This is a genomic window from Kribbella hippodromi (genome assembly GCF_039531045.1).
GTDB lineage: Bacteria > Actinomycetota > Actinomycetes > Propionibacteriales > Kribbellaceae > Kribbella > Kribbella hippodromi.
In genome coordinates this window covers 25146-50331 of record NZ_BAAAPH010000006.1, presented here as the reverse complement: position 1 = coordinate 50331, position 25186 = coordinate 25146, and the positions used below count along the sequence as shown (strand labels likewise).

At 68.0% G+C, this 25186-nt stretch carries 24 protein-coding genes; 12 read left to right on the top strand and 12 right to left on the bottom strand.

Going from position 1 to position 25186, the window contains the following annotated elements:
* Positions 1–149: 149 nt before the first annotated feature.
* Both ABD260_RS10835 and ABD260_RS10830 read left to right on the top strand, forming a co-directional pair.
* Positions 150–725 (top strand): TetR/AcrR family transcriptional regulator, encoded by a 576-nt coding sequence (locus ABD260_RS10835; protein ID WP_344233279.1) that lies wholly within the window; start codon positions 150–152, stop codon positions 723–725.
* A gap of 70 nt (positions 726–795) precedes the next feature.
* A complete protein-coding gene (locus tag ABD260_RS10830; RefSeq protein ID WP_344233278.1) occupies positions 796–1983 on the top strand; it encodes a Cmx/CmrA family chloramphenicol efflux MFS transporter in 1188 nt (395 codons plus the stop codon).
* Here ABD260_RS10830 and ABD260_RS10825 read toward each other — a convergent pair.
* Together ABD260_RS10825 and dnaE are read right to left on the bottom strand one after the other, a co-directional pair.
* Positions 1970–2599 carry a phosphotransferase gene (locus ABD260_RS10825; RefSeq protein ID WP_344233277.1) on the bottom strand — a complete coding sequence of 210 codons (630 nt, stop codon included), beginning with the start codon at positions 2597–2599 and terminating at the stop codon, positions 1970–1972. The two genes, ABD260_RS10830 and ABD260_RS10825, sit on opposite strands and share 14 nt — an antisense overlap.
* Before the next feature lie 40 nt (positions 2600–2639).
* Complete coding sequence (gene dnaE, locus ABD260_RS10820) at positions 2640–6137, bottom strand: DNA polymerase III subunit alpha (protein ID WP_344233276.1); 3498 nt, start codon at positions 6135–6137, stop codon at positions 2640–2642.
* Positions 6138–6250: 113 nt separating this feature from the next.
* On the opposite strand from dnaE, the gene ABD260_RS10815 reads away from it, so the two are divergent.
* Together ABD260_RS10815 and lexA are read left to right on the top strand one after the other, a co-directional pair.
* Positions 6251–7222 (top strand): LysR family transcriptional regulator, encoded by a 972-nt coding sequence (locus tag ABD260_RS10815; protein ID WP_344233275.1) that lies wholly within the window; start codon positions 6251–6253, stop codon positions 7220–7222.
* Positions 7219–7869, top strand: coding sequence for a transcriptional repressor LexA (lexA, locus tag ABD260_RS10810; RefSeq protein WP_344233274.1), 651 nt, complete (start codon positions 7219–7221; stop codon positions 7867–7869). The genes ABD260_RS10815 and lexA overlap by 4 nt, the downstream gene beginning before the upstream one ends.
* A gap of 73 nt (positions 7870–7942) precedes the next feature.
* Here the strand turns inward: lexA and ABD260_RS10805 are convergent, their stop codons facing one another.
* From ABD260_RS10805 to ABD260_RS10795, 3 genes are read right to left on the bottom strand one after another with little or no spacing between them, the layout of a single operon-like run.
* The gene (locus tag ABD260_RS10805) at positions 7943–9184 is read right to left on the bottom strand and encodes an RNA polymerase sigma factor (protein WP_344233273.1); all 1242 of its coding nucleotides are present in this window, start codon (positions 9182–9184) and stop codon (positions 7943–7945) included.
* Positions 9181–9525 carry a YciI family protein gene (locus ABD260_RS10800; RefSeq protein ID WP_344233272.1) on the bottom strand — a complete coding sequence of 115 codons (345 nt, stop codon included), beginning with the start codon at positions 9523–9525 and terminating at the stop codon, positions 9181–9183. The genes ABD260_RS10805 and ABD260_RS10800 overlap by 4 nt, the downstream gene beginning before the upstream one ends.
* Before the next feature lie 28 nt (positions 9526–9553).
* Positions 9554–9817 (bottom strand): VOC family protein, encoded by a 264-nt coding sequence (locus tag ABD260_RS10795; RefSeq protein ID WP_344233271.1) that lies wholly within the window; start codon positions 9815–9817, stop codon positions 9554–9556.
* Positions 9818–9915: 98 nt separating this feature from the next.
* Between ABD260_RS10795 and ABD260_RS10790 the strand changes: the two genes are divergently transcribed.
* Positions 9916–10545: a class I SAM-dependent methyltransferase gene (locus ABD260_RS10790; protein ID WP_344233270.1), complete on the top strand. Its 630-nt coding sequence runs from the start codon at positions 9916–9918 to the stop codon at positions 10543–10545.
* A 116-nt stretch (positions 10546–10661) separates the two neighbouring features.
* Here the strand turns inward: ABD260_RS10790 and ABD260_RS10785 are convergent, their stop codons facing one another.
* A complete protein-coding gene (locus ABD260_RS10785; RefSeq protein WP_344233269.1) occupies positions 10662–11102 on the bottom strand; it encodes a YybH family protein in 441 nt (146 codons plus the stop codon).
* Between the two features lie 89 nt (positions 11103–11191).
* Between ABD260_RS10785 and sigJ the strand changes: the two genes are divergently transcribed.
* Positions 11192–12085 carry an RNA polymerase sigma factor SigJ gene (gene sigJ, locus ABD260_RS10780; protein WP_344233268.1) on the top strand — a complete coding sequence of 298 codons (894 nt, stop codon included), beginning with the start codon at positions 11192–11194 and terminating at the stop codon, positions 12083–12085.
* Here sigJ and ABD260_RS10775 read toward each other — a convergent pair.
* Positions 12048–13355: an FAD-dependent oxidoreductase gene (locus tag ABD260_RS10775; protein ID WP_425553323.1), complete on the bottom strand. Its 1308-nt coding sequence runs from the start codon at positions 13353–13355 to the stop codon at positions 12048–12050. The two genes, sigJ and ABD260_RS10775, sit on opposite strands and share 38 nt — an antisense overlap.
* Before the next feature lie 61 nt (positions 13356–13416).
* Entirely contained in the window at positions 13417–14283 is an 867-nt protein-coding gene (locus tag ABD260_RS10770) for an AurF N-oxygenase family protein (protein WP_344233264.1), read from the bottom strand.
* Positions 14284–14396: 113 nt separating this feature from the next.
* Between ABD260_RS10770 and ABD260_RS10765 the strand changes: the two genes are divergently transcribed.
* The 5 genes from ABD260_RS10765 to ABD260_RS10745 all read left to right on the top strand — a co-directional run bounded on the left by ABD260_RS10765 (position 14397) and on the right by ABD260_RS10745 (position 18211).
* Positions 14397–14948, top strand: coding sequence for a Chromate resistance protein ChrB (locus ABD260_RS10765; protein WP_344233263.1), 552 nt, complete (start codon positions 14397–14399; stop codon positions 14946–14948).
* A complete protein-coding gene (locus ABD260_RS10760; RefSeq protein ID WP_344233262.1) occupies positions 14945–16093 on the top strand; it encodes an MFS transporter in 1149 nt (382 codons plus the stop codon). The genes ABD260_RS10765 and ABD260_RS10760 overlap by 4 nt, the downstream gene beginning before the upstream one ends.
* An 84-nt stretch (positions 16094–16177) precedes the next feature.
* Complete coding sequence (locus tag ABD260_RS10755; RefSeq protein WP_344233261.1) at positions 16178–17086, top strand: DUF929 family protein; 909 nt, start codon at positions 16178–16180, stop codon at positions 17084–17086.
* A 1-nt stretch (position 17087) separates the two neighbouring features.
* On the top strand, positions 17088–17573 hold the full coding sequence (locus ABD260_RS10750; protein WP_344233260.1) for a vitamin K epoxide reductase family protein: 486 nt from the start codon (positions 17088–17090) through the stop codon (positions 17571–17573).
* 29 nt (positions 17574–17602) lie between these two features.
* Entirely contained in the window at positions 17603–18211 is a 609-nt protein-coding gene (locus tag ABD260_RS10745; RefSeq protein WP_344233259.1) for a UdgX family uracil-DNA binding protein, read from the top strand.
* A gap of 3 nt (positions 18212–18214) precedes the next feature.
* On the opposite strand, the gene ABD260_RS10740 is transcribed toward ABD260_RS10745, so the two are convergent.
* On the bottom strand, positions 18215–20578 hold the full coding sequence (locus ABD260_RS10740) for a phosphoketolase family protein (protein WP_344233258.1): 2364 nt from the start codon (positions 20576–20578) through the stop codon (positions 18215–18217).
* Positions 20579–20588: 10 nt separating this feature from the next.
* Positions 20589–20912, bottom strand: coding sequence for a plasmid stabilization protein (locus ABD260_RS10735; RefSeq protein ID WP_344233257.1), 324 nt, complete (start codon positions 20910–20912; stop codon positions 20589–20591).
* Positions 20913–21020: 108 nt separating this feature from the next.
* Between ABD260_RS10735 and ABD260_RS10730 the strand changes: the two genes are divergently transcribed.
* Positions 21021–22310, top strand: a complete 1290-nt coding sequence (locus ABD260_RS10730) for a cytochrome P450 (protein ID WP_344233256.1) — start codon at positions 21021–21023, stop codon at positions 22308–22310.
* On the opposite strand, the gene ABD260_RS10725 is transcribed toward ABD260_RS10730, so the two are convergent.
* Positions 22311–23399 carry an enolase C-terminal domain-like protein gene (locus ABD260_RS10725; protein WP_344233255.1) on the bottom strand — a complete coding sequence of 363 codons (1089 nt, stop codon included), beginning with the start codon at positions 23397–23399 and terminating at the stop codon, positions 22311–22313.
* Positions 23396–25186: a thiamine pyrophosphate-requiring protein gene (locus ABD260_RS10720; protein ID WP_344233254.1), complete on the bottom strand. Its 1791-nt coding sequence runs from the start codon at positions 25184–25186 to the stop codon at positions 23396–23398. Before ABD260_RS10720 ends, ABD260_RS10725 begins: the two co-directional genes overlap by 4 nt.

Here is a 25186-nt window from a genome sequence, read left to right as displayed (position 1 = left end):
ATGCTCCCCAGTTGCTTGTCGGACAACGCCCCCGAGTGAAACCGAGCGGCGGTCCCGTTGTCGAAGAGCCGCTGCCACTCGTCTCGATGCGCAGATGCTATCGGGGGTATTTTGGATAGATCAGTCCAGAACGTGCTACGGTCGGAGACATGGCCAGACCACGGACGTTCGACGAGGACAGTGCGGTGGAGGCCGCGATGCGGGTCTTCTGGCGCACTGGCTACGAGGCGACCTCGACGCAGGACCTGTGCGAGGCGACCGGGCTCGGGCGGAGCAGCATCTACAACACCTTCACCAGCAAGCACGCCCTGTTCGATCGGGCCCTCCGGCGGTATGCCGAGCGCTTCACCGCCGTCCAGCTCGAGGCCATCCAGGACAGCACGCTGCCGATCCGGGAGCGGGTCCGGCGGATTCTGTGGTCGGCGGTCGAGCCGCTTCCGGACGACCCGGCCGGGTGCTTCGTGATCAACACCATCGTCGAGCTGGGCCCGAAGGACGCGGAGCTGACCGCGCTGATCGACCGCGACCAGGAGCTCAAGATCGACGCTCTGACCAGCGCGATCGCGGCGGCCCAGGCGACCGGCGAGCTCGACCCGGCCCAGGACGCGGCCGGCCTGGCGAACTACGTGTTCACCGTCCTCGGCGGGCTCCGGGTCGCCGCCCGCCGGAACGCGCCGCGCGCCCAGCAGCAGGCGGTCGTCGAAACGGCCCTTCGACTGTTCTGAGCTGCTGGAGCGAGCCTTGACGCTTGCCCAGGTTTTGTACTGATCATTCCACTAGCGAGAGGAGTCACTGATGCCCCGCGCTGTCTATCTCCTCGGTGCGGCGATCTTCGCCCAAGGGACCTCCGAGCTGATGCTGGCGGGTCTGCTACCCGAGATCGCCGGTGAGCTGCACGTCACGATCCCCGCCGCCGGACTGCTGATCTCCGCGTTCGCGGTCGGCATGCTGGTCGGCGCGCCGATTCTCGCCGTCACCACACTGCGCTGGTCGCGACGTGCGGCAATGCTCGCGTTCCTCGCGATTTTCGCGCTCACCCATGTGGCCGGCGCGCTCACCTCGTCGTACGGCGTCCTGCTCGCGACCCGCGTCGCCGGGGCTTTCGTGTACGCGGGGTTCTGGGCGGTCGCGTCCGTGACCGCGGTCGAACTCGCCGGTCCGGCCGCCCGGGCGAAGGCGATGAGCATCCTGGCCGGCGGCCTCACCGTCGCGACCAGCATCGGCCTGCCCGCCGGTACGCTGCTCGGCCAGCACCTCGGCTGGCGGTCGGCGTTCTGGGCAGTCGCCATCCTCTCGGTCCTCGCGATCGCCGGTGTCCTCGCCACGATCCCGGGCGGCCACGCGGAGTCGGCACCCGAACTGCGGGCAGAGCTGAAGAACATGGCGAAACCGCAGCTCTGGCTCGCGTACTCGACGACCGCGCTGTCGACCGGCGCGATCCTGGTGATCTTCAGCTATCTCGCTCCCCTGCTCACCCAGACCACTGGCCTGTCCGCGGGCTGGGTGCCGGTCGTCCTCGCCCTGTACGGCCTGGGCGCGCTGATCGGGATCACGATCAGCGGCCGCACCGCCGACGACCGTCCGTTCGGCACCCTCGCGGTGGGCCTGATCGGCCTGATCCTCGCGGCGATCGTCCTGGCCCTGACCACCAGCACACCGTGGCTGGCAATCCCCGCGATCATCGGCATCGGCACCTTCGGCTTCGCCACCAACCCCGCCGTGAACTCGCGCGTCTTCAGCATCGCCGGCGACGCCCCCACCCTCGCGGCCGCTTTCAACATCTCCGCCTTCAACGTCGGCATCACCGTCGGCCCTTGGCTCGGCGGCCTATCCCTCAACGCCGGCACCGGCTACCCCGCAGTCGGCTGGATCGGCGCCGCCCTAGCTATCCTCGCCCTCACCACCATCCCGCTAGCCCGCCGCGCAGCAGCCCGTACCACTCAGCCAACGTACGAGGCCGCCACCTCGATCACAGGCGCATAGGCGGCCCGCACAGCGCGTCCGCCACCGCTACGGCCGCAGCCCAGGACGGCGGGCGCCAATACACAGGCCAGTCGATGATCGCGGGCGGCTGCCCGTCAGCGAACATCACATTCCCCGGCAGATCTCCGTGCACCACCTGCGACCTCAGCTCCACCGGCCGCCGCGCCGCCACGAGCGGTCCGACCAGGTCGGTGTACGCCGTACTCCCACCTACTGACTGCTCGCCCCATGCAACCCGGTCGCCTGCTGCCCAGGGGTCGTTTCGGGCGTCGATGAAATCCGGCCGGCCCAACCCGGACACCGCCTCATGAAACGCGGCCCCTGCCACCAGCACCTCGTCTTGCCGTCGCACGTCGGTGGCGCCGGCCAGCAGCTCGCTCGCCTCCCAGCCGAACGCGACCCACTCGCCCGTTCGGCTGGGTACCGGTCGCGCCACCCGAAAGACCTTCGATTCCGGGAGGTCACTCAGCACACCTGCGCGCCACGTGCTCTCCAGGTCAGCCCGCTTGAGCACAACGGTGCCTGAGCACCAGGTCTCGCCCTGGCCGCCGGAGAGGCGGACGGGAGGATCGTTCAGGCCGAAGGCGGCCAGTACCTGACTCGACGGACCATCCATAGGCGCACTCTTCCATCGGTCGAGCGCCGATCGCGAACGCTTATCGGTGTGCGCGGACTGACGCGAGGTCGGCTTTGAGGTCGGACCAGAATTCTGGGGTTGGGTTGATGTGGAAGGCCAGGCGGTAAGTGGTTGTGGTTGCTGGGCCGCGGACGCGGAGGTGGACTTCGGACGAGCCGGGGTGGGCGGCGAGGATGTCGCGGAGTTGGTTGACCGTGCGGGGGACGACGTTGGCTTGGGTCATCTCCAGTTTGACGATGCCCGCCGCGGTCAGCTCGGGGATGGTGAGGTCGGAGCCGATCAGGCGCGGTACGTCGTCGCGCTTGTCGAGGCGGCCTTTGATCACGACGACTGTGTCCTGGAGTAGGCGGCCGGATATCAGTTGGTAGGTGGCTGGGAAGAACAGGCACTCGACTGAGCCGGCCAGGTCCTCGACGGTTGCGGTTGCCCAGGGGTCGCCCTTCTTGGTGATGCGGCGTTGCAGGCTGGAGATGATGCCGCCGATGGTGACGACCGAACCGTCGGGGCGGTCCGATAGCTGGGCGATCGCCGCGTCAGAGCGGTCGGCGAGTACGTGTTCCAGGCCGAAAAGCGGATGGTCCGAGACGTACAGACCGAGCATCTCGCGTTCGCGGGCGAGCAGGGTGGGCTTGTCCCATTCGTCCGGAGCGAAATGTTCATCCACGGCGAAGACGGGCGTCTCGGCCGTACCGAACAAGTCGAACTGGCCTTCGGCTTCCTTGCGCTTCACCGCGACCGCGTTCTCGACCAGCTCCTCGTGCCGGGCCAGCAAACCCTTCCGCGTATGCCCAAGCGTGTCGAAAGCACCGGCCTGGATCAGCGACTCGATCGCCCGCTTGCTGCAGCCTGCGCTGTCGACCTTCGCGAGAAAGTCCGGGAAGGACGTGTACCGGCCGCGCTCCCGGCTGCGCGTGATCGCATCGACGACTCCGGTACCCACGTTGCGGACCGCTGACAGCCCGAACAGCACCACGTCATCGCCTTGCGCCGCGAAGTTCGCCACTGATTCGTTCACGTCCGGCGGGAGTACCTTGATCCCCATCCGCCGGCATTCGTTCAGGTACACGGCGGACTTGTCCTTGTCGTCCTGCACCGACGTCAGCAAGGCGGCCATGTACTCGGCCGGATGGTTCGCCTTCAGGTACGCGGTCCAGTACGACACCAGCGCGTACGCCGCCGCATGCGCCTTGTTGTACGCGTACCCGGCGAACGGCACCAACACGTCCCAAACAGCCTGCGTCGCCGCATCCGAGAATCCATGCTTCCGGCAACCATCCCGGAACGGCACGAACTCCTGATCGAGCACCTCCTTCTTCTTCTTACCCATCGCCCGCCGCAGCAGATCGGCTTGACCAAGGCTGTACCCGGCCAGGATCTGCGCCGCCTTCTGCACCTGCTCCTGGTACACCACCAGCCCGTACGTGATCCCGAGCACCTCGCGCAGCGGCTCCTCCAGCTCGGGATGAATCGGCGTGATCTCCTGGAGCCCGTTCTTCCGCAGCGCGTAGTTGTTGTGCGAGTTCATCGCCATCGGCCCCGGTCGGTACAGCGCGGTCACGGCCGTGATGTCCTCGAACCGGTCGGGCCGCATCAACCGCAGCAGCGCCCGCATCGCCGTACCGTCGAACTGGAACACCCCCAGCGTGTCACCGCGACCGAGCAGCTGGAACGTACGAGCATCATCCAACGGCAACCGCAGCAACTCGATCTCGACGCCCCGCGTCGCCCGGACCATCTTCACCGCGTCGTCGATGATCGTCAGGTTGCGCAGCCCGAGGAAGTCCATCTTGAGCAGCCCGAGCGACTCGCAACTCGGGTAGTCCCACTGGGTGATCGTGACGCCGTCGGTGTGCCGGACCCAGACCGGCACATGGTCGACAACGGGCTCGCTGGACATGATCACGCCGGCCGCGTGCACGCCCATCTGCCGGACCAGGCCCTCGACGCCCTTCGCGGTGTCGATCACGGTCCGCACATCCGGCTCGTTCTCGTACATGGTCCGGACCTGAACGGCCTCGTCGTACCGCGGATGCGCCGGGTCGGTGATCCCGGTCAGGCCGATCCCGGCGCCGCCGACGTCGGGCGGCATCGCCTTGGTGATCCGGTCACCGGTCGCGTACGGGAAGCCGAGGACGCGCGCCGAGTCCTTGATCGCGTTCTTCGCCTTGATGGTGCCGTACGTGCCGATCATCGCGACCTTGTCCGCGCCGTACTTCTCGGTCACGTACCGGATCACCTCGACCCGGCGGCGCTCGTCGAAGTCGATGTCGACATCCGGCATCGAGACCCGCTCCGGGTTCAGGAACCGCTCGAAGATCAGCCCGTGCTCGATCGGGTCCAGGTCGGTGATGCCGAGCGCGTACGAAACCAGCGACCCGGCCGCCGAGCCGCGCCCCGGACCGACCGCGATGTCGTTGTCCTTGGCCCACATGATGAAGTCCGCGACCACCAGGAAGTACCCCGGGAAGCCCATCTGGACGATCACGTCCTGCTCGTACTCGGCCAGCTGCTGGTATCGCTCGCTCCATCCGTCCGGGAACCGCCGCCGCATCCCGCGCAGCACCTCTTCCTTGAACCAGGTCACCTCGGTGAACCCGTCCGGTACGGCGAACCGCGGCATCAGGTCCTGCTTGGTGAACATCTCGTCCGGATCGATGCGCTCGGCAACGACCATGGTGTTCCGGCAACCCTCCTGCCAGGCGTCCGAGGAGTCCACCGCGTACATCTCGGCGGCGGACTTGAGGTAGTACCCGGAGCCGTCGAACCGGAAGCGGTCCGGCTCGGCCAAGGTCTTGCCGGTCTGGATGCACAGCAGGACGTCATGCGCTTTCGCCTCATCAGCACGCGTGTAATGCGAGTCGTTCGTGACCAGCGGCGGAATGCCGAGCCGGCGGCCGACCGCGAGCAGGTCGTCGCGGACCCGCCGCTCGATGTCGATGCCGTGGTCCATCAGCTCGAGGAAATAGTTCTCCTTGCCGAAGATGTCCTGGTACTCCCCCGCTGCCGCGACCGCCTCGTCGAACTGACCAAGCCGCAGCCGCGTCTGCACTTCACCCGACGGGCATCCGGTCGACGCGATCAGCCCTTCTGACCATTGCGCCAGGCTCTCCTTGTCCATCCGCGGCCATTTCGTCAGCCAGCCCTCCTGGTAGGCGTCGGAGGACAGCCGGAACAGGTTGTGCAGGCCGGTCGCATCGCGCGCCCAGATCGTCTTGTGCGTGTAGCCGCCCGATCCGGACACATCGTCGCGTTTCTGGTGCGGCTGGCCCCAAAGGACGCGTTGCTTCGTACGCCGTGAACCGGGCGCGACGTACGCCTCGATGCCGATGATCGGGGTGATCCCGCTCTTCCGCGCCTGATGGAAGAAGTCGTACGCGCCGTGCAGGTTGCCGTGGTCGGAGATGGCGAGATGGGTCATGCCGTGCTCGGCGCAGGCGGCGAAGAGGTCCTTCAGCCGCGCGGCGCCGTCGAGCAGCGAGTACTGCGTGTGTACGTGCAGATGTGTGAACGAAGACACCCGGGCTCCACAACTCTCAGTTGTCTGGAGTCCTCATCCAAATCCTGGTTCTCAGTTGTGATCAAACAACCCGACACGCGGCTCGACAACCAACGGTTGTACTGTCTGGTCTCGTGAATCTCGACAGCCTGCGGGCGTTCGTGGCCGTCGCCGAGGAAGGGCAGTTCCGGTACGCCGCCGATCGGCTCGAGCTCAGCCAGCAGGCAGTGTCGAAGCGGATCGCGGCGCTGGAGGCCTCGCTCGGCGTTGTCTTGTTCGACCGGGTGCCGACCGGCGCGACCTTGACCGAGCAAGGACGGCGGCTCCTGCCGCACGCGCACTCGGTGCTGATCGCTGTGCGGCATGCGGTCGAGTCGGTGCAGAGCGAGGTGCGGCCGTTGCGCGTCGACATCCTCGGTTCCCGGCTGCTGCCCGCCGTACTCATGCTCGACTTCCATCAGACGCATCCCGAGCTCGCGCTCAAGACGCTGGTCCTGCGTGGTCTGAACGCCGCGGTGCCGGCCTTGATCGGCGGTGAGATCGATGCGACCTTCGCGTACCACCCGGAGCCGCTCCCGTCGGGGCTGGAGAGCATGGTGGCGTACCTGGAACCACATGAGGTGATCGTCGGCGACCGGCATCCGCTCGCGAACCGTACGACGGTTCCGCTGGACGAGTTGCGCGCGTACACGATCTGGATTCCGGGGATCATCGACGGCAGCGAGTGGGGCGCGTTCTATCGCGAGCTGTCCGCGGACTTCGGGCTGACGATCGACTCGACCGGGCCGAACTTCGGGTTCGAGGACCTGGTCGAGACGGTGGCCGAGTCGAAGTCGCTCGTGACGTTCTGGGGAGAGCGGACGCGCGAGGCCGGGCCATGGCTGCGGAACCTGCGCCGGCTGCGAGTGGTGGACCCGACGCCGGTGTACCCGTGGTCGCTGATCTGGCTGCGAGCCAACAAGCACCCGGATCTGACAACACTGATCGAGCACATCCGTGACCACCACCCCCGGCCCACCGACACCACCTCGCTCTGGCTCCCAGACCAACTCCGCCGCGGGTCGGAGCCGGGTTTACAGCGGCGGGCGTCTAGGATTTCGCGGTGACTGATCTTGACCTGTTCGGCGACCTCGACCTTGCGGCTCTTCCAGAGCGGCAGCAGCAGATCCTGGTGGTGATCCGGGACTGGGTGACCCAGCACGGTTATCCGCCGAGCAGCCGGCAGATCGGCGACGCGGTCGGGTTGCGGTCGTCCTCGTCGGTGTCGAGGCACCTGGCAGGCCTTGAAGACAAGGGCTTCCTGCGCCGCAGCCCGTCGGTGTCGCGGCCGATCGACGTGCGGATGTTCTTGCGGGAGCCGGCCGCGCGGGACAACGGCGACAACGTTCCGGTGCCGGTGGTCGGTGACATCGCGGCCGGTACGCCGATCTCCGCGGTCGAGCATGTGGACGACGTACTGCAACTCCCTCGCGGTCTGACCGGGCGCGGCACTGTGTTCGGGTTGCGGGTCCGTGGTGAGTCGATGATCGACGCCGCGATCTGCGACGGCGACATCGTCGTGGTCCGGCAGCAGTCCGAGGCACACTCCGGGCAGATCGTCGCCGCGATGATCGACGAAGAAGCGACGGTCAAGGTGTACCGCCGGCGCAACGGGCACGTGTACTTGGAGCCGCGCAACCCGGCGTACGAGGTGATCGACGGCGACAACGCGACCGTACTTGGAGTCGTGGTGTCGGTGCTGCGCAGCGTCTGACTCGCCGCGACGACGCGGGTGTGCTGGACGTCGCTGTGCGTTCCTCGGACTGGAGTGCGCAGCACGTGAGTCCTCAGCCCGGGTGGTTGGACAGGCGTTCGTGCAGCAGCTCCAGCTGGGCCGGGTTCGTGGTCAGGTCGGCCGCGCGCTCGTCGGCCGTTCGGGCCTCGTCGTCCCGGCCGAGTTCACGGAGGAACTGCGCCCGGGTCGCGTGGAAGAGCGGGTACGCGGTCAGGTCGTCGCTCAGACGGTCCAGGTCGGCGAGTGCGGTTGCCGGGCCGTCGACGTACGACGTGGCGACCGCGCGGTGCAGTTCCGTGACGGGGCTCGGCTGAAGTACCAGGAGCATGTCGTACAGGACGCGGATCTGCGGCCAGTCCGTCTCGGACCAGGTCGCGGCTTCGCTGTGACAGGCAGCGATGGCGGCTTGCAGCTGGTACGGACCGGGCGCGTGGTGACGCCGGGCGGTCCGGGTCAGCAGCCCGGTCGCGGCGGCGATCGCGTCGTGATCCCAGAGCGCTCGATCCTGATCGGCGAGCAGGACGAGCTCGCCGGTTGGTGTGAAGCGGGTCCGCGTACGAGCGCGATGCAGGCGGATGAGTGCGAGGAGACCCGCGACCTCGGGTTCGTTGGGCAGTAGGCCGTGCAGGAGAGCGGTGAGCCATTCGGCGTCGTCGACCAGGTCGCGGGAGTGGGCGCGTTCGGCCGTACTCGACAGGTAGCCCTCGTTGAAGAGCAGGTAGATAACCGTGAGGACCTCGGTCAGACGCTCGGGGAGTTCGTCGTCACGTGGGATGCGGTACGGGATGCCGGCGTCGGTGATCTTGCGTTTGGCCCGGGTGATGCGCTGGGAGACGGCTGACTCGGAGGCGAGAAACGCGGCCGCGATCTGAGCCGTCGTCAGACCGCACACGACTCGGAGCGTCAGGGCGACCTGCGCCTCGCGAGCCAGTGCCGGGTGGCAGCAGGTGAAGATGAGTCGCAAACGGTCGTCCGGTGGCGGCTGGACGGGCGCCTGGTACTCGGCGAGCTTGGCGCGATAGTTCTGCTGCCGGCGCAGGACGTCCAGGCCGCGGCGCTTCGCGACCGTGAACAGCCACGCGTCCGGCCGGTCCGGGATCCCTTCGACCGGCCAGCGTTTGAGCGCGACCTCGACCGCGTCCTGCACCAGATCCTCAGCCGCGGCGAAGTCCCCGAGCAACGACACCAGCGATCCGGCAAGCCGCCCCGCATGATCCCGCACCACCCGGGCCAACTCATCCTCGCTCCGCACCGGCTCGCGCCGCGCCGAGCCGCCCTCGGTGTGCACCGTCACATGTCCGCGACCGGGCGGATCTCCACGATCGGGCAGGCGGGCCAGGTCTTCACCATCCGCAGGGCCTCGTCCAGGTCCGCGACCTCGATCTCGCTGAACCCGGAGATCACCTCCTTGCCCTCGATGAACGGCCCATCGGTCGTCATCGGCGCACCATCCCCGAACCGCACCGTCGTCGCCGTCGCCGCACCCTGCAGCTTGCTGCCGCCGGTGATCTTGTCCTTGTGGTCGTCGAACCACTGATACACCTGCGCGTACGCCTTCTCGCGCTCCTCCGGAGACTTCGCCTCGAGCTCCTTGGCGAACTCCTCGGTCTCGATGAACATCAACACGAACTTCACCCGACTACCTCCTTTCCGACAGTCTGACTCAGGACGCCGACAGGTTCGCGTACAGATCGACACCGTTTCCGGACGGATCGGCCACGGTCGCGTACCGCATCCCCCACGGCGCGTCGAAGGGCGATTGCAGGCTGGTCACGCCGGCGGCGATCAGCTCTTCGTACGCGGCGTCGACTTCCGCCGGGGCGTCGTACTCGATGGTCAGGAAGGCCCGGCCGACCGACGGCGGTGTCCAGCCCTCGGTGGACAGATCGGACACGACGATGTCGATGGCTTTCACGGTGGTGGCCACGGTGCTTCTCCTCGTTGGTCGACTGAGTTGTCATAGAGGAGACGATCGGCGTACGCCGCGATCCGACAGTTCTGCACGGGTCTGACAAGGTAGGTGCCATGAAGCGGCCGATCTTTGCCCGGATGTACGCGCGGGTGCGCCCGACTCTGGACCAGCACGGCGCGGCCGAGCACCGGCGGCGGATGCTGGCCGGGGTGGTCGGCGAGGTGATCGAGGTCGGTGCCGGCGACGGCGGCAACTTCGCGCACTATCCGGCCGGGGTCTCGCATGTGCTGGCGGTTGAGCCGGAGCCCTTCCTTCGCTCTCACGCCGAGCAGGCGGCGGCCAAGGCGCCGGTTCGCGTGGAGGTCGTCGAAGGGACGGCCAACCAGCTCCCGGCGCCTGACGCGTCAGTGGACGTGGTCGTGGTTTCGCTGGTCCTGTGCTCGGTGCCCGACCAGAGCATCGCGCTCGCGGAAGCCCGGCGCGTCCTGCGACCTGGTGGCGAGCTCCGCTTCTACGAACACGTCGCCGCCGAACCGGGCCGCCGGCTCGCGACCGTACAACGCGCCCTGGACGCAACCATCTGGCCATTCTTCGTCGGCGGCTGCCACACCCACCGCGACACCGCCACCGCCATCACCACAGCCGGCTTCACCATCGAAGAACTCGACGCCTTCGACTTCCCGCCCGACCAGAAAACCCCCGCCGCTCCACACATCCTCGGCCGCGCGATCCGGACCGGCTGAGTTTGTCGGCAGCTCGACAGTACGTATATGCCCACGGCGCAGCGGCGCGGGCGGGACGCCCGCCTGAAGTGCTGGGCGGTGGGCGGATACGTACTGTCGAGCTGCCGATTGATCAGCTACGGGGTGAGGTCGGTGGCGGCTCGGCCTTCGGGGAAGTGCATGGGGACGGAGACTTGGTCGTGGACGATGCGCCAGGTGCCGTTGATGCGTCGCCAGGCGGCGGTCCAGCGGACCCACATGCCGGCTTCCGCACCGGTCGCGAGGGTTCCGCTGAGTCGGTTCACGGCGTAGGTGACGGCCAGATCGCCGTCGACAAGGACAGTCAGGTCGCGTACTTCGTACCCGATGGGGAGCTGGTAGAGGGTGAAGATCTGCTCCCAGCTGGCCAGTTTCACCTCCGCGCCGAGGTGCCGTAGTGGGGGCTGGACGTCGAACGAGACCAGGTCCGGCGCGAAGATCGTCTTCAGCGCGCCGAGGTCGCCGGTGCGTACGCCGGTCAGCAGGTTGTCGATCCGCTCCCGGATCTCGATTTCGGAAACTGCGTTCGGTGTGCTCATGATCGGTCCGACGGGACAGGCCGGGTGAGTGTCAGGCCTGACGTTTCGGCAGGCTGTCCCGTCGGACCGGTATGGACGAGAGGATCGAGATGACCGACCCAGGCCTGAGCGCGATCATGAGCGAGCGGCGGCAGCTGATCAACCTCGCGTACCGGCTGCTCGGTTCGCTGGCGGACGCGGAGGACGTGGTCCAGGAGACGTACGCGCGCTGGTACGCGATGACGCCCGCGGATCAGCAGGCGATCGACAACCCGGCCGCGTGGCTGACCCGGGTGGCGAGCCGGATCTGCCTGGACCAGCTCCGGTCGGCGCGCGCCCGGCGGGAGCGGTACGTCGGCGAGTGGATCCCGGAGCCGCTGCCGGAGAGCACCGAGTGGCACAGCGGCCAGGGCGGCGCGGACCCGGCGGATCGGGTGACGCTGGACGAGTCGGTGAACATGGCGTTCCTGGTGGTGCTGGACTCGATGACACCGGCCGAGCGGGTCGCGTTCATCCTGCACGACGTGTTCCGGTACCCGTTCGCGGAGGTGGCCGAGATCGTCGGGCGTACGCCGGCCGCGTGCCGCCAGCTGGCGTCGTCGGCGCGGCGGCGGATCGATGCGGCGCAGTCGCCGACTCCCCCGTCGGCCCGGCGCGCCGAGCTCGTGCGCGAGTTCAAGGCGGCTTGGGAGGCGACCGACATCCAGGCGCTGGTGAGCATTCTGGACCCGGACATCACCGCGGTCGCCGACGGTGGCGGGATCGTGCCGGCGATGCTCGAGCCGGTCCGCGGGACGGATCAGGTCGCGCAGTACTTCTCGAAGCTCACGCTGGTGCTGCACGGTCGGAAGATCCTGGAGCGTACGGTCAACGGTCAGCCTGGTTTGGTTGTGCAGTTCGAAGGGGTGACCGAGACGGTGTTCGCGTTCGGGTTCACCGGGGAGCGGATTTCGAACATCTGGGCAGTCAGGAACCCGGAGAAACTGCACCCCTGGACGAGTTGACCAACGTTTGTACGGTTTCCTGGGCGCACGCCTTGTTCACACCGATACCACCGCGTGCGCCCCGCTTGATCCACCCCGCCACGAAATGCCCCGGCCGACCGACAACCGCACCGCGCACATTCGGCACAATCCCCCGCGCATCATCAAACGGCAATCCATCAATCGGCTCTCCCACAAACCCGACCGCAGTCACCAACGTCCCAGCCGAAATCAACTCCCCGTCCTCAAGCCTGAGGTCGGTGCCATCCCAAGCAACTGGATTTGCGTGGTACTTGAGGGTGACCCGGCCGCCGGACATCGCTTGGAGTTCTTCCAGTGCGGACTCCGTGTACGCGGCATCTTCCGGACCGCGCCGCCCGAGCAGCACGACCTCCCGAATCCCGCTCGACGCAAGCACCCGCCGCACCCCAGCCGAAATCTCCATCGAACGCAACCGCTCATCATCACTCACCAGCAACCGCGCCACATCCAGCGCGACATTCCCGTTGCCCACCACAACCGCCCGCGGCCCCTTCAACTCAACCGGCGAGGCCCCCGGCCGCCCATTGCACCAGGCAACAAACTCCTCAGCCGTACAAGCCGACTCCTCCCCCACAATCCCCACCCACCGACTCCGCCAAGCCCCCACCGCATGCACCACCGCATCAAATCCACCGGGCAACTGCCCAACCGGCATCACTGCACTATCGGAGGAGACGGGTTGCGGCCCCGCCCCATCCCGGCTGGACGAGTCGCGGGCGCCGCGCTGCCTGGACGGCGCGTCCGCGCGAGGGCGGCCGAGCAACTCGTCTGCTGTGGTGCCTGGGCGCCAGCGGACCCGGGGATGCCGGAGGATGCGTTCGAAGGTGTGGATGATTTGTTTGGTGTTTGGGTGGTCGGGGGCGACGCCGAAGCGGACCAGGCCGCCGACGTCGGCTAGGCGGTCTACGAGGGTGATTTCGGCGTCTGTGCGGAGTAGCAGTTCGCGGGTTGCGTAGATGCCGGCTGGGCCTGCGCCGATGACCAGCACTCGGCGTGGGCCGCCGCCCCAGAGCTGGTACTCGGGTGGGTCCCAAGTGTCCAGATCCATCGCCGCGAGCGGCTCCGAGTCGGCGAAGTACGCGGCGTTCCGCAGTACGTCTTCAGGCGTCGAGCGGTCGGCCGGTTTGGCGGCGTCTACCGGGCAGATGTCTGCGCACGCACCACAGTCAATGCACGTCCGCGGATCGATGAACAGACTCACGCCCGTACCGAACCCGGGCTCACCCGGTGACGGGTGGATGCTGTTCATCGGGCACACCGCGACGCAGCTGGCGTCCGAGCAGCACTCCCCCGAGATCGCGAACGTCATCTCACAGCAGTCCGGTCCGCCGATACACCCGAGCCGCCGCCGGCGTCAGCAGGCCGACCGACCCGAGAAAGTCCATCAGATTCGCGCAACTGGTCCGCAGCAACGACCGATGGTGCTCGTTCCGCCGCGCCTCCCGCACCGCACGATCCACATCCAGACCGACGTTCGCGTACACCTGCGGACTGACCATGCTCGACACGATCATGTCCGCGGCGATCGCAATCACCAGCGCACTCACCCAGCGCCGCCCGCGCCCGGCCGAAGCCAGCCGCTCCCGCGTCTCCTCGCGGGCGAACACCATGTGCCGCGACTCCTCCACGACATGGATGTGATTGACCGTCCGCACCAGCGGCGCGACCCGCCGGTCCCGCATCCAGTCGCGCTGCATCACGTCGAGCACCTCTTCGGCGACCAGGATCGCGGCGTACGCGGCCTCACCGGTCGCGACGGTCTTGAACATCCGCCCGAGCTCGCGCGCCAGCAACCGCGGCCGGTACGCGGGGTCCACCAGCTTCGCCGACGCCCGCGCGAACATGATCGAGTGCCGGCACTCGTCGGCGATCTCGGTCAGCGCCCACTGGAACTCGGCGCTCCGCGGCGGCTTGTCATAGATGTCCCGCAGGATCATCTGCTGCAGGATCATTTCGAACCAGATCCCGGTCGTCGCCACCGACGCGGACTCGTGCCGGGTCAGCTCCCGGCGCTGGTCCGCGGGCAGCTCGTCCCAGTACGACGTCCCGTAGAGCGTGCTCCACTCCGGCGACAACCCGTACCCGTCGCCGACCGGCGCGTCCCAGTCGATCTCCGTCTCCGGGTCCCGGGACAGCCGGTCCGCCGACCCGAGCAACCGCTGCGCGGTCTCGTTCATCCGACACCTCCGCACTATCTGACATCGTCTATGTAACATAACTGCTGTCCCAACCACCGCACAAGGCACCCCGCGGATGGGATCACGATGTAACGCGCGATACATTGAGCAATGTGACGGATCGCTGGCTGGTCTTACTCGTCCGGATTCCCGCCGAACCCTCGCGCCACCGGGTGGCGGTGTGGCGGGAGCTCCGCAAAGCCGGAGCGTTGTCGCTCGGCCAGGGCGTGTGGGCGGTGCCCGAGCTGCCCGTCTTCGAGGCCGCCGTGCAGCGCACCACCGAGCTGGTGGCGCGCGCCGAGGGCGAGGTGACCATGCTCGCCGCCGCCGGAAGGGACGCCACAGACGGTGAACGACTCAGAGGCCTGTACGACGAAGCGCGCCGCGCGGACTGGACCGAGTTCCTCGCCGACTGCGCCAAGTTCGAAGCCGAGATCGCCAAGGAGATCCGGATCGAGAAGTTCACGCTGGCCGAGCTGGAGGAAGAAGAGCAAAGCCTCGAACGCCTTCGTCGCTGGCATCGCGACCTGACCAGCCGGGACGTGTTCGGCACGCCGCAAGCCGCCGAGGCGACAGCCCGCCTCAAGGAGTGCGTCGCGTGCTGCGAGGCGTACGCCGAACTGGTCTTCCAGGCGCTGCACCAGCTACCCGGAGAAGCCCCGTGAAGAGGCAGATGTGGCCGCTCTACGCAGCAGGATTCACCACCGCGTTCGGCGCCCACGCAGTCGCGGCGAACCTGGGCGGCTCGTCATCCGACGCCGTCACCTCGCTGCTCACGCTCGGTGCCTTGCTCGCCTTGTACGACGGCGCGGAGGTACTGCTCAAGCCGGTGTTCGGCTCAATCGCGGACCGGATCGGCGCACGACCGGTGCTGCTGCTCGGGCTGATCGGGTTCGCGGTTGCCTCAAGCACCTATGTGATCGCGGACCGTCCAGGCTGGCTGTGGGTCGCGCGGCTCGGCCAAGGCGCGGCGGCGTCGGCCTTCTCCCCCGCCGCGTCGACGCTGGTCGCACGGTTGAATCCGGCGGCGAAGCACGGGCGGGCGTTTGGTAGCTACGGGTTCTACAAGAGCCTCGGGTACACGGCTGGGCCGCTCCTTGGTGGCGGGTTGGTGTGGCTCGGGGACTTCCGGTTGCTGTTCACGGTGATGACCGTGTTGGCGCTCGTCGTCGCGGTGTGGGCGCTGGTGGTTGTACCGGAGGTGCCGCCATTGCCTCGACGCCGGCAAACGGTGGTGGATCTCGCTCGGCGGATCACGGACCCGCGGTTCCTGCGGCCGACCTTGGCGCTGGCTGCCGCGACGGCGGCGTTGTCGGTTGGCGTCGGGTTCCTGCCGGTGACCGGCGCGTCCGATGGGCTAGGGACGATCGCGACCGGCGCGGCGGTTTCGTTGCTGGCGGCTACGGCGGCGGTTGTGCAGCCGCGCGCCGGGCGTGCGCTCGACGCCGGCCGGTTGAGCAGCCGGACCGGGATCGCCGTCGGCCTGGGGTTGGCTGCCGCCGGTTTCGTCTGCGCCGCGTTGCCGGGCGTCGTGTTCTTGCTGATCGCCGCCGCGCTGATCGGTGCGGGAACGGGCGTCATCACCCCGCTCGGTTTCGCCGCCCTGGCCGCGAGCACACCCCCGGAGCGCCTCGGCCAAACGATGGGCACGGCAGAACTAGGCCGCGAACTCGGCGACGCCGGCGGCCCACTCCTGCTCGCGACAGTCGCCACCATCGCCGTACTCGACGCCGGCTATCTGGTCCTCGCGGCGCTCCTGATTGTCGCCCTGCTCACCCTCCGCCCAACCCGAACCATGTCGGAGGAGTAATCTCGCCGTGACGTACAGGCAGGAACTTCCGGGGCCGATGCATAGTTGATCTTGCGGAGCCTGGACGCGAGTTGGAGGAGAGTCATGGCAAGGCGAGTCGAACAGAAGGCTGCGGCCCGGGAGCGGATCGCAGCGCAGCTGGCCGCGCAACAGCAGGCCGAGCGGCGCCGGCGCCTCCTGCTCGCGGTCGGAGCCGTGGTGCTCGTGGTAGTCATCGTCGGCGGCCTGGTCACCATCCGGCTGGTCGGCGGCGGCAAGAAGACCGCGACCAACCCGAGCGGGTCCGCGGACGCCCAGATCGTGAACGCCCTGTCCTCGATCCCCGACTCCGCCTTCGCGACCGTCGGCAGCGCCGACGTCCAGGCCGCGCCGAACGCGATCAAGGGCACTCCCCTGACCGCCGACGGCAAGCCGAAGGTGCTCTACATCGGCGCCGAGTTCTGCCCGTACTGCGCGGCCGAGCGCTGGCCGGTCACGGTCGCGCTGTCCCGGTTCGGCAAGTTCACCAACCTGGGCACGACGCACTCGTCCGGCAGCGACGTCTTCCCGAACACCGCGACGCTGTCCTTCCACGGCGCGTCGTACACGAGTCAGTACCTGGCCTTCACCGGCGTCGAGACCACCACGAACCAGCAGGTCGGCGGCCAGTACGCGCCGCTCGACACGCCGACCGCCGAGGACCAGAAGACCTTCGACACGTACAACAAGCCGCCGTACGTTTCGAGCAGCGGCTCGATCCCCTTCGTCGATCTCGGCGGCAAGTACGTGTCGTCCGGCGCGACGTTCACGCCCGAGGTGCTGACCGGCAAGACCCAGGCCCAGATCGCCGACGCGCTGAAGGACCCGTCGAACCCGATCAGCAAGGCCGTGCTGGCCTCCGCGAACGTGTTCACCGCCGCGATCTGCAAGCTGACGAACAACCAGCCCGCAGGAGTCTGCTCCACCGAGGCGGTCACCGGCGCGGCCTCGAAGCTCGGCGCCGAGAAGGGCTGACGTGAGCAAGACAGCGCAGCCGACCACACAAGCGGGGCAGCCGTCCGGCGGCCTCGGCGCGATCCCGTGGGCCACCCTCGCCGTCTCGATCGCCGGGCTGGCGGTCGCGGCGTACCTGACCTACGAGCACTTCACCGCCGGGACGACGCTCGCCTGCCCCGACACGGGCGTGGTGAACTGCGCGAAGGTCACCAGCAGCCAGTACTCGAAACTGTTCGGCATCCCGGTCGCACTACTCGGCCTGGCGTTCTTCGTCGGCATGACAGCGCTCTCCGTCCCGCCGATGTGGCGGACGGGCTCCCCGTGGCCGGCCCGGCTGCGGCTGGCCGGCGTACTCGTCGGCGTGGTGTTCGTGTGCTACCTGATCTGGGCCGAGCTCTTCCAGATCGACGCCATCTGCCTGTGGTGCACGGTCGTCCACGCCCTCACGCTGGTCCTCTTCGCCCTCGTCATCGTCCGCCAGGCCCTCCTGCCGCCCACCTCATGAACTAGGCCGCAATCGGGCACCGGGCCTGTATGACCAGCGCCGAGGAGTGGGTGCCGCACGACGGCGGGATGCGGAAAGTACGGTCGACGCTGCCGGAGTGCCGCGGATGTGAGCTGTGGGAAGACGCCACCCAGGTGGTGGCCGGCGAGGGCCCGGTGCGGGCGCGGATGATGCTGGTCGGCGAAACACCGGGCGACCACGAGGACAAGGAAGGGCATGTTTTCGTCGGTCCGGCCGGGCGGTTGCTCGACAGGGCGTTCGACGAGGCCGGGATCGATCGGTCGGAGGTGTACCTGACCAATGCGGTCAAGCACTTCCGGTTCGAGCGGGAGGGCAAGCGCCGGATTCACAAGACGCCGTCGGCCGGGCAGATCACCGCTTGCCGGCCGTGGGTGCTGCGCGAGTTGGAGATCGTGAAGCCGGACGTCCTCGTCGTCCTGGGCGCGGTCGCGGCGCGCGCGTTGCTGGGTACGGGGTTCCGCGTGACGCAACAGCGCGGCGAGAAGGTGGAACTGCCGGACGGGCGTACGGCAGTGGCGACCGTACATCCGTCCGCCGTAGTGCGCTCCCAGGAATTCACCCGCGACCTGGAGCGCTTCGTCGCCGATCTCCGGGTCGCGGTGAAACTGCTCGGATAAGCCCTAGGGCGTCCACCGCCAGTCGCGGACCTCCGGAAGATCCTCGCCGTACGTGGTCACATGCGCATGATGCCGCTGCCGCTGATCGGCGAAGTACTGTCGCGTGCTCGCCGCCCGAGTGCCCAACGCCGGAACGCGGTCGATCACATCCATCGCCAGGTGGTACCGATCCAGGTTGTTCCGGACCACCATGTCGAAGGGCGTGGTCGTCGTACCCTCCTCGATGTACCCGCGGACATGCAGATTCGCGTGCCCGTTCCGCCGATAGGTGAGGCGATGAATCAGCCACGGATAGCCGTGGTACGCGAAGATGACCGGCTTGTCCGTAGTGAACAATGCGTCGAACTCCGCATCCGGAAGCCCGTGCGGATGTTCGGTCGCATCCTGCAACCGCATCAGGTCCACCACGTTCACGACCCGGATGCGCAACTCCGGAAGATGCTGCCGCAGCAGATCCACCGCCGCCAACGTCTCCATCGTCGGTACGTCGCCCGCGCAGGCCATCACGACATCGGGATCGCCTTCGTCGTTGCTGGCGAAGTCCCAGATGCCGGCGCCGCGGGCGCAGTGCAGCGCGGCGTCCTCCCAGTCCAGCCAGTTCGGCTGCGGTTGCTTGCCTGCGACAACAACATTTATGTAGTTCCGCGTCCGCAAGCAGTGGTTCATCGTGGACAGCAAGGTGTTCGTGTCCGGTGGCAGGTACACCCGGACGACCTCGGCCTTCTTGTTCACGACGTGGTCGATGAAGCCGGGATCCTGGTGCGAGAAGCCGTTGTGGTCCTGCCGCCAGACGTGCGAGGTCAGCAGGTAGTTCAGCGACGGGATGCGCCGCCGCCACTCCAGCCGGTTGATCGTCTTCAGCCACTTGGCGTGCTGGTTCACCATCGAGTCGACGATGTGCACAAACGCCTCGTACGAGGAGAACACGCCGTGCCGCCCGGTCAGCAGGTACCCCTCGAGCCAGCCCTGACAGGTGTGTTCGCTGAGGATCTCCAGCACCCGGCCGTCCCGCGCGAGGTGGTTGTCGCCGTCGCGCAGTTCGCCGAGCCAGCGCTTTCCGGTCACCTCGTACACGGCGCTCAGCCGGTTCGACTCGGTCTCGTCCGGGCCGAAGAGGCGCAGGTTCTCCGGGTTGAGCGTGAACGCGTCCCGCAGGTACGCGCCGAACACCTTGGTCGGCTCCCCGTCCTCCGCGCCCGGAACCTTCACCGGTACGGCGTAGTCGGCCACTGCCGGCAGTTCGAGGTCGCGGCTGACTTCCCCACCGTTCGCGTGCGGGCTCGATCCCATCCGCCGCTGCGGTCCGGGCGCCAGCTCGACAATCGATGCGACCGGCCGTCCCTCCGCGTCGAACAGCTCTTCCGGCCGGTAGCTGCGCAGCCACGATTCGAGTTGGCGCAGGTGGTCCGGGTTCGTCCGTACGCCGGACAGTGGGACCTGGTGCGCCCGCCACGTACCTTCGACCTGCTCGCCGTCGACGGTGTGCGGCCCGGTCCAGCCTTTCGGTGTCCGGAACACGATCATCGGCCAGGCCGGCCGGCTGGGCGACGCCTCGGAGCGGGCCTCACGCTGGATCTCGTCGATCCGCTGCATGCACTGGTCGAGCGTCGCCGCCAGCGCCTGATGCACCGCCTCCGGCTCGGACCCGGCAACCAAGTACGGCTCGTACCCGTACCCGCGGAACAGCGCGGTCAGCTCCTCGTCACCGATCCGGGCGAGCACCGCCGGGTTCGCGATCTTGTAGCCGTTCAGATGCAGGATCGGGAGTACGGCACCATCGCGCGCCGGGTCGAGGAACTTGTTCGAGTGCCACGACGCCGCGAGCGGCCCGGTTTCCGCTTCCCCGTCACCGACCACGCACGCGACGACCAGGTCCGGGTTGTCGGCCGCCGCGCCGTACGCATGACTCAGCGAATAGCCGAGCTCGCCGCCCTCGTTGATCGACCCCGGTACGTCCGCGGCCACATGGCTCGGTATCCCGCCCGGAAACGAGAACTGCTTGAACAGCCGGGCCATGCCGACCTCGTCCTGGGTGGTGTTCGGGTACGCGGCGGTCCAACTGCCCTCGAGCCAGGTGTTCGCCACCAATGCCGGACCGCCATGACCCGGACCGGTCACGAACAGTACGTCGCGTTCGCGCTGCCGGATCACCCGGTTGAGGTGCGCGTAGAGCAGGTTGAGCCCGGGCGTCGTACCCCAATGACCGAGCAGCCGGGGCTTGATGTGCTCCGGCTGCAACGGCTCGCGGAGCAGCGGGTTGGCGAGCAAGTAGATTTGCCCGACGGACAGGTAGTTCGCGGCCCGCCAGTACGCGTCGATCCCGTGCAGTTCCGCGTCGGTCAGCGGGCTGGTGCCTAGCTGCTCCACAGTCCCCCCTTTAGCGTCCGACCGCCTTGGCGAGTTGTTCCTTGGTCATTGTCGACCGGCCCTTGATGTTCTTGGCCTTCGCCTCGTTGTACAGCTGTTCCTTCGTACGCCCCTTGGACCCGCTGTGCGAGCGCAATCCACCGCGGCGGCTCGACGAGATGTCGTGGGTCGACGAACGGCTCTTCTGCTTGGCTTCACCGGAGCGCGCGCGTTCCTTGTTCACGGTCCGCGCCGCGATCTCCTCCGCGGTGTCCTCGCTCCGCCCGCGCTTCTTCAGCCCGGACTTGATGTGCTCGTACTGCCGTTCCCGCTTCTTGCTCGATCCTGCCGGCATGACGGCTCCTTTCGTCAGCCCAGCCAGTACCCGATGGCGTACGCCGCAATCGGCTCCCCGCCGGGTGTGCCCGCGGGAACGGGCGGGCACCGGATGACCATGCCGATCATGTTGCCGACAGCCTCAGCTCTCGACTCCGGACTCGCCCTCCGGGACGTACTCCTGCCGATCGTGGCGCAAGGCCCGATCCTGCGGCGGCCCCAGCTCGGGACGGTCGCGGAACGGTTGCGCGTCGACGACCGGGCGCTGGCCCGCGTACGCCGGCTGCGGGAGAAGTACGGCGACGGGCCGCTGATGCTCCGCGTACCCGGCCGGTCCATCGCGCTCGTACTCGCTGCCGCCGACGTCCATCGCCTGCTGGACGAGACGCCGGAACCGTTCGCCGCGGCGACCACCGAGAAGAACGGCGCCCTGTCACACTTCCAGCCGCACGCGGTCCTGGTCACCGATCCCCCGCTGCGCGCACCCCGCCGCGAGCTCAACGAGCAGGCCCTGGACAGCCACCAGCCGGTACACCGCCACGGGCATCGGATGCTGGAGGTCGTCCGCGAAGAGCTCAGTACGCTGACCGGAACGTACGGCTGGGACGACTTCCGGGCGATCTGGTCACGGATCGTACGCCGGATCGTCCTCGGCGATCGGGCCCGTGACGACACTGGAATCACCGCGGACCTCGACCAGCTCCGCGCCGACGCGAACTGGGCCGACTTCCACCCCCGCCGGGACGCCGTCCGACAGCACTTCCTGGCCAGCCTCACCGGCTACGTGACCAAACCCGAACCGGACGCCCTGGTAGCAGGACTGCAGGACGCGCCGCACGAACTCGATCCGGTCGGGCAGGTCCCGCACTGGCTGTTCGCCTTCGACGCGGCCGGGATCGCGGTGTGGCGTACGTTCGCGCTGCTCGCCGCCCATCCCGATGAGATCCCGCCAATCGTCACGGAAGCACGCCACCCCGATGTCTCCCCACTGCTCGCCCGGGCTGGCGCCGCTGTCCAGGAATCGCTCCGGCTCTGGCCGACCACCCTCGTCATCCTCCGCGAATCGCGCATCCCGACCGACTGGAACGGCCACACCGCGCCGGCTGGTACCGAGTTCGCCATCGTCAGCTCGGTCTTCCACCGCGACCCCGAGGCGATCGACTTCGCGAACCGGTTCGAGCCCGCGGTCTGGCTCGACGGTCGCGACGACACGCCCTGGCCGCTGATCCCGTTCAGCGACGGCCCGGCGATCTGCCCAGGACGCAACGTCGTCCTGCTTACCACCAGCACCGCGGTCAGCCACGTCGCGACGAACTATGACTTGGACCTCGATCCGGCCACTCGCGCCAAACTGACCGGCGAGCTGCCCACGACGCTCAACCACGCCCCGATCCGCGTCGCCTTCTGGCCGAAGTGATCAACTGACCCGGTACTTGGCTGCCGCGTCCGGCAGCCAAGTGAGGCCATGACCCGGGGCGTTCGGCGGAGTGGCGGCGCCCTTGGACGGCGTCGGCAGGCCCTCGAACAGCATCGATTCGATCCTGGTGTGGTCGTGGAACCATTCGAGGTGGCGCAGGTTGGGGATTGCGGTCAGCGGCGCGAGGTGCAGGCCGGGGGCGCAGTGCCCGGACAGCTGGAGGCCGTGGGCTTCGGCGAGCGCGGCGATTCGGAGCAGTTCGGTGATTCCGCCGCAGCGGGTCACGTCGGCCTGGACGCAGTCGACCACGGGGCACAGCCGCTGGAAGTACGCGAGGTCGTACCCGTACTCCCCCGCGGTCACGTCGATCGTGGTCTGATCCCGGACGGTCCGCAAACCGGCGAGGTCGTCGGACGACACCGGCTCCTCGAACCACTTCACGTCGTACGCGGACAGCCACGACGCCACCCGCTGTGCTTGCCCGACCGTGTAACCGCCGTTGGCGTCCACGAACAGCTCGGTGGACTGCCCAACGATTTCACGGGCCTGCGCGACGCGCCGCCGGTCGCGGTCCTCGACGGTACCGCTGCTCTCCCCAATCTTGATCTTGACCCGTGGAATCCCCTGCCCGTCGACCCATCCACTCAGCTGCTCGGTCAGCTGCCGCTCGTCGTACGTGGTGAATCCCCCGCTGCCGTACACCGGCACGCTCTCGTGCACCGCTCCCAGTAATCGGTGCAACGGCATGTCCAGCAACCGTGCCTTGAGGTCCCACAGCGCGCAGTCCACTGCCGACAGCGCCATCCCGGCCACCCCCGGCCGGCCGATGTTCCGCAGCGCCGCGCGCATCACGTTCCAGCACCCGACGACGTCCTCGACCTCGTGGCCCTCGATCCGGGGCGCGAGATCGTGCGTCACCACCGTCGCGCAGGCCGGCGACCCGTACGTCCACCCCGTGCCGGTGCGCCCACCGCCGACCACCTCGACCAGTACGAGCGTCGTACTGTCCCAGGCGAACGTCCCGTCCCCTTCCGGTGCATCGGTCGGGATGGTGTACGCGGACGCGCGCACCGCCTCGAGCTTGGTCACGACTTGCCACCGGGCAGGAACTCCTGGACCTTCGACTTCACCCCTTCCTTGATCATCGCCGTCCGGTCGCTGTCTCCGCGGACGATCGACTCCAGCGCCTTCTCGATCTGGTCCCAGGTCGCGTGCGGCGGGATCGGCGGCACGGCCGGATCAGTGCGGAACTCGACCACACACGGCCGGTCCGCGCGCAGTGCTTCCTCCCACGCCGGTACGACATCCTCCGGCTTCTCGGCGGTCACCCCATGCAGCCCGATCAGCTTCGCGTACGCGGCGTACGGGAACTCCGGCAACTCCTGCGACGGCAGGAACTGCGGCGAACCGCCCATCGCCCGCAACTCCCAGGTCACTTGGTTCAGGTCGTTGTTGTGCAGGACCGCGATCACCAGCCGCGGATCGGCCCACTCCTGCCAGTACTTCGAGATCGTGATCAGCTCGTTCAGCCCGTTCATCTGCATCGCGCCGTCACCCACCAGCGCGTACGCCGGCCGGTTCGGCTGCCCGAACTTGGCGCCGATCACGTACGGCACACCCGGCCCCATCGTGGCCAACGTCCCGGACAGCGAACCCCGGATGTCGCCGCGAATCCGGATGTGCCGCGCGTACCAGTTCGCCGCCGAGCCCGAGTCCGAGGCGAGGATCGCGTTCTCCGGCAGCCGCGGTGACAACTCGTGGAAGACCAACTCGGGGTTGATCGGGTCCGCGGAGGTCTTCGCGCGGCGCTCCATCACTTCCCACCAGCGCTCGACGTTCTGCTCGATCCCAGACCGCCAGGACCGATCCGTCTTCCGGTGCACCAGCGGAATCAGCGCCTGCAGCGTACGGGCCGCGTCGCCGACCAGGTTCACCTCGAACGGGTACCGCATCCCGATCATGGTCGGATCGAGGTCGATCTGGATCGCCCGCGCCGAGCCGAACTTCGGCAGGAACTGGCTGTACGGGAAGTTCGACCCGACCACCAGCAGCGTGTCGCAATCCATCATCAGCTCGTACGACGGCCGCGTACCGAGCAACCCGATCGAACCGGTCACCCACGGCAGCTCGTCAGGCAGCACGTCCTTGCCCAGCAGCGCCTTCGCGACGCCGCCCAGCGTCAGCTCCGCGAGCTCGGTGACCTCGTCGGCCGCACCGCGCGCGCCCTGCCCGACCAGGATCGCGACGCGGCTCCCCGCGTTCAGGATCTCGGCGGCCCGGTCGAGCTGATCCGCCGCCGGAACCGGCGCCGACCAGCTCAGATCCGTACTCGACGGCACCATCTTGAACGCGTGCGACGGCGCCGTGTACTCCAGCTCCTGCAGGTCCGACGGGATGATCAAGGCGGTCACGGTGTGCCGGGCCGCCGCGATCCGCATCGCCCGGTCGAGTACGTTCGGAAGCTGCTCCGGAACCATCACCGTCTGGCAGTACTCGGACGCGACGTCCTTGTACAGCGACTGCAGGTCGACCTCCTGCTGGTAGTTCCCGCCCATCGCGGTACGAGCCGTCTGCCCGACGATCGCCACCACCGGTACATGGTCGAGTTTCGCGTCGTACAGGCCGTTCAGGAGGTGGATCGCGCCCGGGCCACTGGTTGCCGTACACACCCCGACCTTGCCGGTGAACTTCGCGTACCCGACCGCTTCGAACGCGGCCATCTCCTCGTGCCGCGCCTGGATGAAGCGCGGCTGGTCGCCCGCCTTCTGCCAGGACGCCAGCAGTCCGTTGATCCCGTCACCCGCGTACCCGAAGACATGCTCGACGTTCCAGTCGCGCAGTCGCTGGAGTACGAAGTCGCCGACTGTGGTGCTCAT

Coding starts and splice junctions, on each gene's coding strand:
- ABD260_RS10790 (WP_344233270.1), top strand. CDS start 9,916: ATGAAGCGGCCGATCTTTGCCCGGATGTACGCGCGGGTGCGCCCGACT.
- ABD260_RS10770 (WP_344233264.1), bottom strand. CDS start 14,283: ATGAACGAGACCGCGCAGCGGTTGCTCGGGTCGGCGGACCGGCTGTCC.
- ABD260_RS10735 (WP_344233257.1), bottom strand. CDS start 20,912: ATGCCGGCAGGATCGAGCAAGAAGCGGGAACGGCAGTACGAGCACATC.
- ABD260_RS10775 (WP_425553323.1), bottom strand. CDS start 13,355: ATGAACAGCATCCACCCGTCACCGGGTGAGCCCGGGTTCGGTACGGGC.
- ABD260_RS10835 (WP_344233279.1), top strand. CDS start 150: ATGGCCAGACCACGGACGTTCGACGAGGACAGTGCGGTGGAGGCCGCG.
- ABD260_RS10730 (WP_344233256.1), top strand. CDS start 21,021: ATGTTGCCGACAGCCTCAGCTCTCGACTCCGGACTCGCCCTCCGGGAC.
- ABD260_RS10755 (WP_344233261.1), top strand. CDS start 16,178: ATGGCAAGGCGAGTCGAACAGAAGGCTGCGGCCCGGGAGCGGATCGCA.
- ABD260_RS10830 (WP_344233278.1), top strand. CDS start 796: ATGCCCCGCGCTGTCTATCTCCTCGGTGCGGCGATCTTCGCCCAAGGG.
- ABD260_RS10720 (WP_344233254.1), bottom strand. CDS start 25,186: ATGAGCACCACAGTCGGCGACTTCGTACTCCAGCGACTGCGCGACTGG.
- ABD260_RS10745 (WP_344233259.1), top strand. CDS start 17,603: ATGACCAGCGCCGAGGAGTGGGTGCCGCACGACGGCGGGATGCGGAAA.
- ABD260_RS10825 (WP_344233277.1), bottom strand. CDS start 2,599: ATGGATGGTCCGTCGAGTCAGGTACTGGCCGCCTTCGGCCTGAACGAT.
- ABD260_RS10785 (WP_344233269.1), bottom strand. CDS start 11,102: ATGAGCACACCGAACGCAGTTTCCGAAATCGAGATCCGGGAGCGGATC.
- sigJ (WP_344233268.1), top strand. CDS start 11,192: ATGACCGACCCAGGCCTGAGCGCGATCATGAGCGAGCGGCGGCAGCTG.